General features: G+C 40.6%; 13 protein-coding genes. 9 read left to right on the plus strand and 4 right to left on the minus strand.

The window, feature by feature from the left end; genetic code table 11:
* Nucleotides 1-7: 7 nt before the first annotated feature.
* Nucleotides 8-931: a cysteine synthase CysM gene (gene cysM / locus ACINWC141_RS09875; RefSeq protein ID WP_009390787.1), complete on the minus strand. Its 924-nt coding sequence runs from the start codon at nt 929-931 to the stop codon at nt 8-10.
* A 172-nt stretch (nt 932-1103) separates the two neighbouring features.
* On the opposite strand from cysM, the gene ACINWC141_RS09880 reads away from it, so the two are divergent.
* The 6 genes from ACINWC141_RS09880 (at nt 1104) to ACINWC141_RS09905 (ending at nt 8017) form a co-directional block, all read left to right on the plus strand.
* The gene (locus ACINWC141_RS09880; protein ID WP_009390709.1) at nt 1104-3911 is read left to right on the plus strand and encodes a GacS-like sensor histidine kinase; all 2808 of its coding nucleotides are present in this window, start codon (nt 1104-1106) and stop codon (nt 3909-3911) included.
* A 94-nt stretch (nt 3912-4005) separates the two neighbouring features.
* Nucleotides 4006-4794, plus strand: coding sequence for a crotonase/enoyl-CoA hydratase family protein (locus ACINWC141_RS09885; protein ID WP_009390805.1), 789 nt, complete (start codon nt 4006-4008; stop codon nt 4792-4794).
* Between the two features lie 11 nt (nt 4795-4805).
* On the plus strand, nt 4806-5675 hold the full coding sequence (locus ACINWC141_RS09890; protein ID WP_009390890.1) for an NAD(P)-dependent oxidoreductase: 870 nt from the start codon (nt 4806-4808) through the stop codon (nt 5673-5675).
* A 13-nt stretch (nt 5676-5688) separates the two neighbouring features.
* Complete coding sequence (locus tag ACINWC141_RS09895) at nt 5689-6483, plus strand: hydroxypyruvate isomerase family protein (protein ID WP_009390676.1); 795 nt, start codon at nt 5689-5691, stop codon at nt 6481-6483.
* Nucleotides 6484-6564: 81 nt separating this feature from the next.
* Nucleotides 6565-6966 carry a ribosome silencing factor gene (gene rsfS / locus ACINWC141_RS09900; RefSeq protein WP_034678192.1) on the plus strand — a complete coding sequence of 134 codons (402 nt, stop codon included), beginning with the start codon at nt 6565-6567 and terminating at the stop codon, nt 6964-6966.
* Nucleotides 6967-7195: 229 nt separating this feature from the next.
* Nucleotides 7196-8017, plus strand: a complete 822-nt coding sequence (locus ACINWC141_RS09905) for an SDR family NAD(P)-dependent oxidoreductase (protein WP_009390894.1) — start codon at nt 7196-7198, stop codon at nt 8015-8017.
* 61 nt (nt 8018-8078) lie between these two features.
* Here the strand turns inward: ACINWC141_RS09905 and ACINWC141_RS09910 are convergent, their stop codons facing one another.
* The 3 genes from ACINWC141_RS09910 to ACINWC141_RS09920 are packed head-to-tail and all read right to left on the minus strand — an operon-like array spanning nt 8079 to nt 10999.
* Nucleotides 8079-9533, minus strand: a complete 1455-nt coding sequence (locus tag ACINWC141_RS09910) for an NAD(P)(+) transhydrogenase (Re/Si-specific) subunit beta (protein WP_004794591.1) — start codon at nt 9531-9533, stop codon at nt 8079-8081.
* Between the two features lie 12 nt (nt 9534-9545).
* The gene (locus ACINWC141_RS09915) at nt 9546-9860 is read right to left on the minus strand and encodes a proton-translocating transhydrogenase family protein (protein ID WP_003654992.1); all 315 of its coding nucleotides are present in this window, start codon (nt 9858-9860) and stop codon (nt 9546-9548) included.
* Between the two features lie 11 nt (nt 9861-9871).
* Nucleotides 9872-10999, minus strand: a complete 1128-nt coding sequence (locus ACINWC141_RS09920) for a Re/Si-specific NAD(P)(+) transhydrogenase subunit alpha (protein ID WP_009390849.1) — start codon at nt 10997-10999, stop codon at nt 9872-9874.
* A 238-nt stretch (nt 11000-11237) separates the two neighbouring features.
* Here ACINWC141_RS09920 and ACINWC141_RS09925 point away from each other — a divergent pair, with 238 nt between their 5' ends.
* The 3 genes from ACINWC141_RS09925 to ACINWC141_RS09935 all read left to right on the plus strand — a co-directional run bounded on the left by ACINWC141_RS09925 (nt 11238) and on the right by ACINWC141_RS09935 (nt 13848).
* Complete coding sequence (locus tag ACINWC141_RS09925; protein WP_009390867.1) at nt 11238-12164, plus strand: DMT family transporter; 927 nt, start codon at nt 11238-11240, stop codon at nt 12162-12164.
* Between the two features lie 67 nt (nt 12165-12231).
* Nucleotides 12232-12639: a RidA family protein gene (locus ACINWC141_RS09930; RefSeq protein ID WP_009390685.1), complete on the plus strand. Its 408-nt coding sequence runs from the start codon at nt 12232-12234 to the stop codon at nt 12637-12639.
* An 18-nt stretch (nt 12640-12657) separates the two neighbouring features.
* Nucleotides 12658-13848: an MFS transporter gene (locus ACINWC141_RS09935; protein WP_009390793.1), complete on the plus strand. Its 1191-nt coding sequence runs from the start codon at nt 12658-12660 to the stop codon at nt 13846-13848.
* Nucleotides 13849-13917 lie beyond the last annotated feature (69 nt).

A 13917-nucleotide genomic window follows, 5' to 3' on the forward strand; every position in this document is an offset into this window, starting at 1 on the left:
CTCTCAATTATGAGTTATCGTCCTGTACTGAAAACAGTCCTGTAGACAAGTAGCGGTCGCCACGGTCACAGATAATGCAAACAATAACAGCATCTGGATTTTCTTCTGCAATTTTTACTGAAGCCCACACCGCACCACCAGAAGATGTACCTGCACTAATTCCTTCCTGACGTGCTAAACGGCGAGCCATTTTTTCCGCTTCAATTTGCGGAATATCCATAATTTGATCAACACGCTTTGGATCGAAAATCGTAGGTAAATATTCTTGTGGCCAACGACGAATCCCAGCAATATTTGAACCTTCAGAAGGCTGTAAACCAATAATTTGAATATCTGGGTTTTGTTCTTTTAAATATTTTGAAATACCCATAATGGTACCGGTTGTACCCATTGAGCTCACAAAATGGGTAATCTTTCCACCCGTTTGCTTCCAAATTTCAGGGCCAGTTGTTAAATAATGAGCTTCGACATTATCTGGATTGCCAAACTGATTGAGGACCAAGCCTAGACCTTCAGCTTGCATTTGCAATGCCATATCTCGTGCAGCTTCCATATTTGGCGCTTCAATCAATTCTGCCCCATAAGCACGCATAGCATCCTTACGTTCCTGACTTGAATTCCCCGGCATGATTAATTTCATTTTATAGCCACGCATTGCAGCAACCATTGCCAAAGCAATACCCGTGTTCCCACTGGTTGCCTCAATCAATGTATCTCCTGGCTTAATTTGACCACGTTTTTCTGCCTGCATAATCATGTTATATGCGGGACGGTCTTTTACAGAACCTGCCGGATTATTACCTTCTAATTTTGCTAAAACTGTCGCTTGCGTATGAGAAGCTAATCGCTGCAAACGAACTAGAGGTGTCTTACCTACATAGTGATCTAACAAAAATTCGTCGGCTAAAAAATCAGGTTGTGTATTACTCATGATCAACACCTATATCGAGGTGGGCCTATTGTATGAAAAAATGCTCGGCACTGCACCCATTTCAATATGCTTTTTCATGAAAGAGATTAAAGCTCGGTCATTTATAAAATGCCGTCTGTTTTAAAATAAAGCGTGATAAGATGCCGTACAGAGAGATAAATCTGATGTAGCCATGTTTAATTTCAATAAAACCTTATCGAAACGCTTACGTCTAAATCATGCATATGGGCAATTGATTGCTCTCATCTTTGTGCCGATTATGATTTTAACAGGGGTCGGTGCTTTTCTGGTTTTAACTGAAACATCCCATTCGGTAAAACAACAACAGCTACATCATGCCTCAGCAATTTTAGCTCGCTACAATCAAATTGCGAAAGATTTGTATACGCTAGTCGAACTAGAGCCCGATGAATACGATCATGCCCAGCACATCATGCAAAGCATGTTTAGCGAAAAAAATCTAAGACGTGCGGTACTCATCGATAACAACGGACAAACTTATTTAAGTATTGGTTATCGTGATAATCGTTATTGGCCTAGTTTTCCTAGTAGTAATAATTTTTTTGGTCCAATTTCTTATAACCGCAACAATATTTATGGACTGCAAATTAGCAATACCCCAGGAAAAGCGCCAGTCTGGCTAGTCATTGAAATGGATAACCAGCCTCTCGAGCTGGCACGTTATCGCATTATGATTGCTCTCGTCATTACTGGGTTAATGACCTTACTGTTACTTTTACTTTGCTTGAATTTTTATTCTCGTCGCTGGATTGCGCCGATGTATGAAATTCGCATGCAGTTACAACGTTTAAATGCTGATACTTTAGACCAACACCTCGTGATTAACAGTACAGGCGAGCTCCGCCTACTACAGCGTGATATTGCAAATGTTGTTAAGCGATTGCACTTTAGTTTTTTAGAGTTAAAAGAACACACTGAACAAACAGAAGAAGACTTACGCAGAACATTAGATACCCTAGAAGTCCAAAACATTACCTATCGTCAAGCACGTGACCAAGCGATTTCATCAAACCAAGCGAAGTCTGTTTTCCTTGCCAATATCAGTCATGAGCTTCGAACACCTCTCAACAGTATTGATGGCTTTATTCATTTATTACTTCGTCAACAAAATTTAAATAACGAACAGAATCTTTATCTACAAACCATTCGCAAGTCATCTGCCCATTTATTGGCATTAATTAACGATGTATTAGATTTCTCAAAAATTGATGCGGGTAAGTTAGAACTTGAAACAGCACCTTTTGATTTAGAAGAAGCCATCTTTGATGTCATGGATATGCTGTCTCCATTGGCTGCTCAAAAACATATCGCCATGGCTTTTTATTATGCGGATAACATTCCACAAGAAGTTATTGGTGATGCTTTACGTTTCAAACAAATTCTGACCAACTTAATTTCTAATGCAATCAAGTTCACTCCAGACGGAGAAATTATTGTTCGTGTTCGTATGGAACATGATGATATTGGACAATGTCTGCTTCATTTTAGTGTTCAAGACAGTGGTATTGGCTTAAGTGGTACAGATCGTAAAAAATTATTTGAATCATTCTCGCAAGGTGATGCATCCGTTACACGTCAATTTGGCGGTACTGGTCTAGGTCTTGCCATCTCTAAACAGCTTGTTCATCTCATGCATGGTCAAATTGGCTTTGAAGATAATCAGGAACGTGCACCCACAGAAAAAGGCTCAACTTTCTGGTTTACTGCACAATTTGTGGTAGATGAAGATTATGAAATCGAACATCCACACTTTGAGCATTTACAAGTGGTGTCTTATCTTGCGCATCCTGCTACAGCAAGTGTTTTACGTTACTACCTTGAAAACTACCATGTGTCTCATATCGAAACACAATCGATTCTGGACCTGTTTAGTCGTTTAAAACATCTTGATCAGAAAGATAATACATGGCTCATTGTTGATCATAGTGGTGATACAGAAGCGTTATTAAAAGAAATTCGTAGCCGTTATCAAGGCAATTTAGCCGTCTATGGCTATCAAATGACACTTGAGCCAAACATGCTCAGTGAATACCGTGCTCGCCCTCTATATCAACCATTAAGCCGAAGTGGACTCATTCAACTATTAAATGATCAACCTATTTTTGAAGAGGAACAACAAGACTTCAATGGTCAGGGTTTGCACATTCTGGCAGTAGATGACCATTTACCCAACTTAATTGTTTTAGAAGCTTTGTTAGGTGAACTAAACGTTAAAACAACTAAAGCACTCAGTGGTCAAGAAGCTCTTAACCTGATCCAAGAGCGAATTGATCAGAAACTCAAACCATTTGATTTGGTGTTTATGGATATTCAAATGCCTGTTATGTCAGGCATTGATACAACTCGTGCGATCCGTTCTTTAGAGTCGACTTTAGATGGGGAAATGCAGCTTCCAATTATTGCGTTAACTGCCCACGCCCTTGCAGATGAAAAGCAAAAGCTTCTTAAAGTTGGTATGAATGACTATGTCACCAAACCAATTCAAATGGAACAAATCATCCAGATCTTAACGCAATGGACTAAAAATAACTTTACAGCAAAAGCCTTAGATAAAGACCACCATGTAGTCGCAGAAGCGTTAGACCCACAAATTTTAAATTGGCAACAAAGTTTGCAGCTCGCAGCAAATAAAGAAGACTTAGCGCAAGATCTACTTAAAATGTTAGTTGATAGTTTCCCAACTGAGCTAGATGAAATGCAGCAACTCATTGAGCTTGAAGACTTCCCTCAACTTGAGCATGTTTTACATCGCCTGTATGGTGCTACTCGCTATGTAGGCGCCCCGAAACTACAACAAGTGACGGGTGACTTTGAGCAATTTATTTCAACGCTACGTAAAGAACGCCGTGTAGCAGATGAAAGCTTTATTGAAGAGGTTATGCAGCGCTTTGATGAATTAGGTCTGGTCGTTAAAGAGGTAGAAAGTGCTGCTCACCAGATCTTGGTAATACCTGACTAACATATCTAACAAATAGGCATGACTGAGCTGTCATGTTTCCAAATTACAGCCATGTTATGCTCCGTTCATCTATAAAAAAAGAAGCGGGAATCTCATGGCACTCTTACGTATTGAAAAAAATAATGGCATTGCAACGGTATATTTAAACCGTCCAGACAAACGCAATGCGATGAGTTTTGCCTTATTAAAAGAGTTAGTTTCCACTGCAAAAGCAATTAAAAAAGAAAGAGATATTCGCTGTGTTATTTTGACAGGCGAAGGGAATGTTTTTAGTGCCGGCATTGATTTATCTGACCTTAACAACCCCAAAAACTCTGCTTTTGCCATTTGGGAACTTGTAAAACCTGGACAAAGCCTTTTTCAAAAAGCATTTTTAACTTGGCAGAATTTACCTGTACCAGTTATTGCTGCATTGGAAGGATATTGTTTCGGCGCGGGTATGCAACTCGCCTTGGCTTCCGACATCCGAATTTCTCACCCAGAAACTAAAATGTCGATTATGGAAAGCCGTTGGGGTTTAGTCCCTGATATGGGACTTACTCGCTCATTAAAAGGCTTAATTAGCGTTGATCTTGCAAAAGAACTCACCTTAACTGCCCGTGTTTTTGATGGAAATTATGCAAAAGAAATTGGTCTTGTGACTCATTTAAGTGACTCTCCTCTAGAGCGAGCACATGAGATTGCCTCTGAAATGTTGCAGCGCTCACCTGATGCCCTCACAGCGGCAAAACGCGTCCTTGATGCAATGGAACATCAACCAGAAAAATCATTACGCTTAGAAAAAATCTGGCAACTTAAATTATTACTTGGTAAAAATAGCAAACTTGCTCGTAAAAAAGACAAACACCCGGAAGTTAATTTTTTACCACGCCAATATAAATAAGAGCTTAGATTATGAATTTTGATCGCAACACCCCTATTGCTTTTTTAGGTATGGGCCTTATGGGAAGTCGGATGGCAACCCGCCTTATTCAAGCCGGCTTTCAAGTTGCGGTTTGGAATCGAACCTTCTCTGCATGTGAAGAACTGATTGACATCGGTGCACAACCTTTAGAACTTTCAAAGATTGGTGAATATCCAGTTATCTTAACCTGCCTAGCAGATGATAAAGCCGTACAAGCTGTATTTGAGCAAATCCAGCCTAACTTAAAAGCTAGACAGGTTATTGTTGATTTTTCAAGCTTATCTGTTGCTGCAACAAAAACACTTGCTCAAGCAGCTGCTAGCCATGACGTCACCTGGATTGACTCACCTGTATCAGGTGGAACAGCGGGAGCAGAACAAGGCACACTTGTCATTTTTGCAGGCGGTGATGCTCAAACGATTACAGACCTAACATCTATTTATAATGTTCTATCCCAACGCGTGACCCGAATGGGCGACACAGGAACAGGCCAAGCCACCAAAATTTGTAATCAACTGATCGTTGCAGCCAACAGCGCCCTTATTGCAGAGGCTGTCGCGCTTGCAGACCGAGCGGGTGTAGATACGACTTTACTCGCTCCAGCTTTAGCAGGCGGATTTGCGGACTCCAAACCCTTTCAAATTCTTACTCCACGTATGGCAACTCATACCTTTGAGCCAGTTCAGTGGAAAGTTCAAACATTATCTAAGGATCTTAACAACGCAGTAACATTGGCTAACAATGTTAATTTAGACATCCCAGTTGCACAAAAAGCTCTATTACAGCTACAAACTCACCAAAAAAATGGCTTTGCTGAGAAAGATTTAGCTACTATGATTCAATTAATAGAGCAAAAATAAACGGAGTTTGAGTATGGGTCGCCTTGCAGTCAATTTATCCATGATTTTTACCGAAGTTCCTTTAATTGAACGCTTTGCTCTGGCCCATGCACAGGGCTTTGAATATGTAGAAATTCAATTCCCTTATGAATTGGCTATTTCCGACATTCAAACTCAACTCGAACGCTACAATCTTAGTCTCTGTCTAATCAATGTGCCTGCTGGTGATCTGATGCAAGGTGGGAATGGTTTAGCAGGCATACCTGGGCAAGAAACAGCTTTTTATGAAGCTTTAGAATTAGCCATTAGCTATGCCACTGCTTTAAAGGTCCCTCGTGTTAATATTTTAGCGGGTAAACAACCTCTAGATGCCGATTTACTTCCTTGTTTAAAAACTTTAGCAGCTAATTTAAAATTTGCCTGTAACTTGCTTAGTGAACATGAGATAGAACCCGTTTTTGAAATGATTAACGGTACAGATATGCCACGTTTTTTAGTGCAGAACATTGCGCAAGCACAAGAGATGCTTGAAGCGGTTAATCATCCTGCTCTAAAAATGCAATATGACTGCTATCACATGGCAATGATGGGCGAAGATGTATTTGAGGGTTTGCAAGAGAATATTAACTTAATTGGACATATTCAGTTTGCGGACTGTCCGGGTCGTCATGAGCCAGATACAGCCCAAATTCCTTATGAACAAATTTTTTCTTGGTTAAAGCAAAGCACTTATCAAAACTATATTGCAGCAGAATATAAACCTGAAAATTCTTCAAATCAGTCATTTACTTGGAAGAAAAAGTATTTTTCAGATGATGTAAATATATAAACTGTTACGAGTTCTGTTTGAAATTTAGTTCAAAAACCACTATATTAGATAGTGAGTAATTGTCAGGAAAATATACCCTATATGAATTTAGAACCATCGCCCAGCGTGTCTAATTCTCACGATTTCGCAATGAATGCTTCAAATAAAGACGTACAAACTTGTCTCAAAGTCGTCCACGACGCTTTAGTTGATGTAAAAGCAAAAGATATTCTCCAGTTAGATGTTAGCTCAATTAGCAATGTCGCTGATGCTATTGTAATTGCGAGCGGTACTTCTACTCGTCATGTGAAGGCACTCGCAGACAATGTTGCAGAAGAAGCTCGAAAAGCCGGTTTCCGCCCGATTGGCGTTGAAGGTGAACGAGATGCAGAATGGATCTTGATTGATCTTGGCTTTGTTGTAGTACATGTGATGCTACCAACAGCTCGTAAATTCTATGATTTAGAAAGCTTATGGCGTACCGCTCCAGAGTCGGTTGCTTAAAATTTTGCTTTTAAAAAAAGCGGCTCTTTTGAGCCGCTTTTTTGTTTATCTAAAAGTCATGTTAATAACTCTTAAATAACTTTCCCCTCTTACCTAAATACTTTAACACCTACTGCAAATAGCCAGTCATCACCCACTTCTAAATTTGACATGACAAATTGTCAGTTTTACAGCAATATACAAACTCTTGAAGTCCCCACCAATAAATAGCATAACCGGAGCACAGAAAGTGAAGATATTAATTACAGGCGCCAACACAGGTATTGGTTTCGCCACAGCAGAGCAACTCATTAAACAAGGGCAACATGTTATTTTAGCGTGCCGAAATCCAGAAAAAGCACAAGATGCACAAAACAAATTACGCACCCTTAACCAAGGACAAGTCGATTTAGTTTCGCTCGATTTAAACAGCCTTGAGTTAACCCAAAAAGCAGCAGATGAAATTGCTGACCGCTATGGCAGCCTTGATGTACTCATTAACAATGCAGGGTTATTTGCTAAAACCAAACAACTGACTGTGGATGGTTTTGAGCAGCAATTTGGTGTTAATTATTTAGGTCACTTTTTACTAACTCAAAAACTACTTCCAGTTTTACAGCAGTCTCCAAAAGCACGTATTATCCATCTTGCGTCTATTGCTCACTGGGTGGGCTCAATTAAACCCAACAAGTTTCGTGCAGAAGGTTTTTACAATCCCCTGTTCTATTACGGACAATCAAAGCTTGCGAATTTATTGTTCAGCAACGCGTTAGCAGAGCAACTAGCAAGTAGTTCTATTACCAACAATGCATTACACCCTGGCGGTGTTGCTTCTGACATTTATCGTGAATTACCAAAACCAGTTTATGCAGCGATGAAATTAGGCTTAGTGCCAACTTCAGTGCCAGCAAAGCTCATTACAGAAATGGCTATCGGAGATGCGTGGCAGAATCGTAATGGCGAATATGTCAGTGCGCATATGCCAGACTGGAAATCTTCACACGCCAAAAACCAGCAACTGGCACGCGACCTCTACCAACAGTCAATAGACCTTGTAGACAAATTCCTTTAAACAAATAAGCCAATAAAAAAGCCACCCGAGGGTGGCTTTTACAATCCTGATTAAGGTCAGATTAGTGACCGCCACCATTGATTGCTTTAGTCATATCTTCCACAACTTTCTTCGCATCACCAAAGATCATCATTGTTTTTTCGTTATAGAACAAATCGTTGTCTAAACCCGCGTAACCTGTTGCCATAGAACGCTTAATCACCATGATTGTACGCGCTTTATGAGCTTCAAGAATTGGCATACCATAGATTGGTGAGCTTGGATCATCTTTTGCAGCAGGGTTAACTACGTCGTTTGCACCAATTACAAGCACAACATCTGTTGCTGGGAAGTCTGAGTTAATCTCATCCATTTCCAAGATGTCTTCATATGCTACGTCTGCTTCAGCAAGCAATACGTTCATGTGACCAGGCATACGACCAGCAACAGGATGGATTGCGAAACGAACGCGAACACCTTGCTCTTTTAGAATTTCACATAACTCTTTTACAGCATTTTGTGCACGACCTTGCGCCATACCATAACCAGGTACAATCACAACGCTGTCAGCATTTGACATCAAGAAGCCAGCATCATCAGCAGAACCAGAACGATGGTTACGCTGAACTTGCTCACCTTTAGCAGCAGTAGCAACCGCTGCACCCCCCATTGCACCACCAAACAATACGTTGATGATCGAACGATTCATTGCTTTACACATGATGTACGACAGAATCGCACCAGATGAACCTACGAGAGAACCCGCAACGATCAACATGTTATTTTCAAGGGTAAAACCAATACCTGCCGCAGCCCAACCCGAGAATGAGTTAAGAAGCGATACCACTACAGGCATATCACCACCACCGACTGGTGCAATCCATACCCAGCCAAATGCAAGCGCAAGAGCTGTCATTGCCCAGAAAGCAGTCATGTTGCCAGTCGTGAAGAAGTAAAAACCACAAGCCAACATCGCAATAAAGATAAGCGCTTGAACAGGCTTAACCCATGCACCAGAAATTGTTTTAGCCCATTTTTTCGCAGCCAATTTACCATACGCAAACACAGACGCAGTAAAGGTAATCGCACCAACGAAACAACCTACGAACAATTCAAATAAGTGAACTTTGCTCATATGCACATGTTGCACACCAGCTGCCGTTAAAGCCGCCTCATTTTGAGCAAACAATTCAGTTAATTGGTTGTTGTGTAAAATCGCAGCAATTGCAATTAAAACAGCAGCCAAACCAACTAAAGAGTGCATAAGCGCAACAGTTTCCGGCATTTGCGTCATTGGTACAGTACGAGCACGTGCAATACCTACGATTGCGCCCAACACCATTGCACCAACAATCATCCAGATCACTGGGTTATTCGCAACAAAGAAAGTCGTTACAACTGCAATCGCCATCGCGATCATACCGTAACGGTTACCTTGAATTGCTGTTTTAGGGCCAGACAAGCCACGAAGCGTCAAGATAAAGAGGATTGCGCCAACAAGGTACAACCAGTTTGCATTTGCTTGAATAAATTCCATGTCAAAGCCCTCTTATTTCTTTTGCTTAGGCTTGAACATTTCCAGCATGCGTGCAGTTACTGCAAAGCCACCGAAAATATTAATGCTTGCCAAAAATACTGCAATCGCACCCAGTACGCTCACCACATTCACACTTTGAAATGCAACGTTAGCATCTACACCCAAAATAGGTAGACCCACAGTTTGCAACATCGCACCCACCACAATAATAGATGACAACGCATTGGTTACAGCCATAAGTGGCGTATGTAAAGCTGGTGTAACACCCCAAACTACGTAATAACCTACGAAGATGGCAAGGACGAAAATTGTAATAGTTTCAACCATGAGAAATCTCCTTAACCACGCTTAAGCAGTACTTGACCGCCATGAGTGACCAATAGGGCTTTTTGGATTTCGTCTTCCTGATTAATCGCAAAGTTTTTCTCTTTGTCGAATAAAGTCTCTACGAAATTGAAAACGTTACGTGCATATAGCGCAGAAGCTTCTGTCGCTACAGTTGCCGGAATATTTGGAATACCCAAAATTTTCACGCCATTTTCTGTAAAAACAGTCTCGCCTACTTTAGAGCCTTCAACGTTACCACCGGTTTCAACAGCCATATCTAAAATGACAGAACCCGGTTTCATCTTGGCAACAGTCTCAGCCTTAATCAGACGTGGAGCATCACGGCCTGGCAACAACGCAGTAGTAATCACGATGTCAGCGTTAGAAACCGCTTTATCAACAATCGCGGCTTGGTCTTTGATATATTGCTCACCTGGCATCCATCCATAACCATTTTTAGCGGCATCTGCTGCACGTTGTTGTTCTTCTTCAGACATTGGTACGTCTAACCACTTACCACCTAAAGATTCAACCTGATCTTTTGCAGTAGGACGTAAATCGGTCGCTTCAACAATTGCACCTAAACGTTTTGCGGTTGCAATTGCCTGAAGACCTGCAACGCCCACACCCATAATCACAACACGCGCAGGTTTTACAGTACCGGCAGCAGTCATAAGCATTGGGAACATACGCTGATATTCAGCAGCAGCAAGCAAAACTGATTTATAACCAGAAAGGTTTGCCTGCGAAGACAATACGTCCATATTCTGCGCACGAGAAAGCGTACGAGGAAGCAATTCCAGAGCAAAAGCAGAAACTTGCTGACTCGCAAACTGATCTAGCTCGGTATTACGATAAGGATCAAACATGGCTACAACAGCAGTATTTGCTGCAAGTTTTTGAATTTCCCCGCCTTGTGGCGCACGAACTTTCAAAATAATTTGACTACCTGTATAGGCATCATCCGTAATGGTTGCACCGACCTGTTCATAAGCACTGTCAATGTACGCGGCCTTTTCACCAGCACCACGTTCAATCACAACGCTATGACCAGCGCTAATCAACTTCTTTACTGTCTCTGGCGTAGCAGCTACACGATTTTCACCGACGACAGTTTCGGTTGGGATTCCGATCTGCATGAGCGTTCCTCAAGCTAATTTCTCATTGTCAAAAACATTGCAAGCTGCAATGTTTCCCCCATGTGTATTCTTTGTACAGAATTTGGATTCTAATTGAACTTTTTTAAAATACCACCCAATATTTATTTAATAAATACCCATATTTTGAACTGATGATTCACGTTGTTTGATTTGAGGTGTAACATAGGAAGCTTTTTCTTTTTTTGCAGACAACAGTCTCTCTTATACAGTCTTGTATATGAAAATTTCTTTATCTTCGTTTCAAATCGGGTCTTTTTTTGCTCTTTGCTCTGCTTTTCTATTCAGTACAAAAGCAATCTTTATTAAACAGACTTATGCCCTTTCTCCATTAGTAGACGGTACCGTCCTGATGGCTTTACGCATGTTAAGCGCTTTACCGTTCTTTCTATTAATTTGTTGGTTTAACAGGCATCATAATCAGGGCATAAAAAAGAAGGATTGGCTAATTTTAATTTTTGCTGGTCTATTAGGCTACTACTTTGCCAGTTGGCTCGATTTTACGGGTCTTATGTTTATTAGTGCCTCTCTAGAACGAATTATTCTATTTTTATATCCCACGCTTACAGTCATAGTCTCAAGCTTGTTATACAAACAAAAATTAGATGCAAAAAGTTTATGTGCCATTTTTCTTAGTTATGGTGGAACCGTTTTGGTCATGCTTCAAGAGCACAACAACGCACCAATTCAGGGCAACTTTTGGCTAGGAACAAGTTTGGTCTTTGCAAGTGCGGTGGCTTTTGCAGGCTATTTATTACTAACCCCACCATTAATTAAGAAATTTGGTTCTTGGAATTTCACAGGTTTAGCTTTAACTGTGGCTTGTATCGGTACACTAACGCACTATGCACTCAGCACACCTCAACCTATTCAACTACTATTACAACTACCTTCGAGTGTGATTTGGTATGGGGTTGGTTTAGGCTTCTTAGTTACCGTCTTGCCTACCGTTATGCTCATGCAAAGTATTGAAAGACTTGGAGCCTCTCAATCGGCAATGATTGCTTCAATCGGACCCGTTTTAACGATTTTGCTTGCCGTTGCTTTTTTAAATGAGCATTTAAATATGTGGCAATGGGTCGGTTGTCTTCTCAACATTATTGGTGTGATGATGATTACACTCAGAAAGAAAAGACTAAAACATTAAATTTTCTTGACCTCAACTTAAGTTGAGGTTGGATACTCATCTAAATTTTACTGAACGGTTGAGTTCCATGATTCAAAAAACTTTTAAAATAATAAATCCATCCACTTTATATGACCCTACCCCAAATGCTTATAGTCATGTTGCTGTGGTAGAAAATTTTAAAAAGATTATTCATATTGCAGGTCAAGGAGGCGAAAACTCAAAAGGTGAATTAGGTCCAAATTTTAAAGAACAAGCCACTCAGGTTTTTGATAACATTCAACATGTTTTAATCGCTGCAAATGCAGAGCTTAGCAACATTGCCGTATTAAGAGTTTTGGTGGTTGACCATTCGGTCGAAAAACATCAAATTTTAATTAAAGTTATGCAAAGTTTATGGAAAAATCATCCTTTTCCAGCCTGTACACTCATTCCTGTACCACGCCTTGCATTAGAGCATATGCTCATTGAAGTCGAAGCAACCGCATACACCTAATAAAATCGAGAGAACATCATGTCTACCCCTGAAGATATCAGTCAAAATAAACCTTTGCTTTGGTTGATGGCAGCAGCATGTGGTTTATGTGCAGGTGTGAATTATTATTGTCAGCCCCTGATTCACTCGATTCAGCAAGATTTTGCTGTAACTCAAGCACAAGCAGCTTTAACGGTGACATTTGCACAGGTGTCGTATGCCCTCGGACTGCTCTTCATTGTCCCAATGGGAGATATCGTCAATAAAGCCAAGGCTATTCCTTTTTTGATGGTGCTTTGTGCCGTCGGCCTATTTACTTCTGCTTTTGCTGTTAACTTACCCATGCTATGGATCGGTACAATTTTAGCGGGTTTGTTTTCGGTTGCAGCTCAAGTGTTGATTCCACTTGCTACAATGACTGTAAAACCTGAAAAAACTGGTGAGATCATTGGCTTCTTAATGAGCGGCTTATTGGTCGGGATTTTACTCTCAACCAGTCTAGCGGGTTTATTTTCTAATCTTTTCCACTGGAAAGTGGTTTATGTCGTAAGCGGTATATTAATGCTTCTGTTGGCATATACCTTAAAAAGTCGCCTACCTTATGTCTTGCGTATGAAAATGAACTATGGACAGATCTTTGGTTCCATGGCTCAACTTTTAAAAGAGGAAAAGCGATTATTATTAAGAGCGCTTACTGGTGCTTTCGCCTTTGCAGCAGTAAGTATCTTATATTCTACTATCGCTTTACTCTTAACCTCAGCACATCACTTACCTGACCTGTTTATTGGACTGGTGCCTTTAGTCGGGATTTTTGGGGCCTTATCAACGCGCTACATTGGTAAATATGCAGATCGAGGACATACGGGCTTGCTCACATGGATGGGCTGTGGATTATTCTTGGTGAGCTGGGCTTGTTTCTATTATGGGCAAACTCTACTCTCTGCTTATATTATTGGTTTTGCTTTAATTCAATTAGCACTCGCGCTCGTACACACCAGTAACCAGAGTATTATTTTCCGTTTACGACCAGATGCAAAATCTCGTATTAATGCCATTTATATGACGACTTACTTTATTGGAGGTGCAGGTGGTTCGGCATTAGGAATTTTTGCGTGGAACCATGGTGGCTGGACTATGACTTGCCTTGCAGGTATTGGGTTAGTTGTTCTTTGTATTTTATTTAGTATGTTTGATGCGATCTTACAAAAAAAGAAAATGGTTTCCCAATAAGCTAACTTGTTATAAATCATCTCCCTATATCCAACCCAAGGGTGGTTATAAATTACTCGGTTAAATGCC

The organism is Acinetobacter sp. WC-141 (assembly GCF_000313935.1).
In the GTDB taxonomy this organism is placed as follows: domain Bacteria; phylum Pseudomonadota; class Gammaproteobacteria; order Pseudomonadales; family Moraxellaceae; genus Acinetobacter.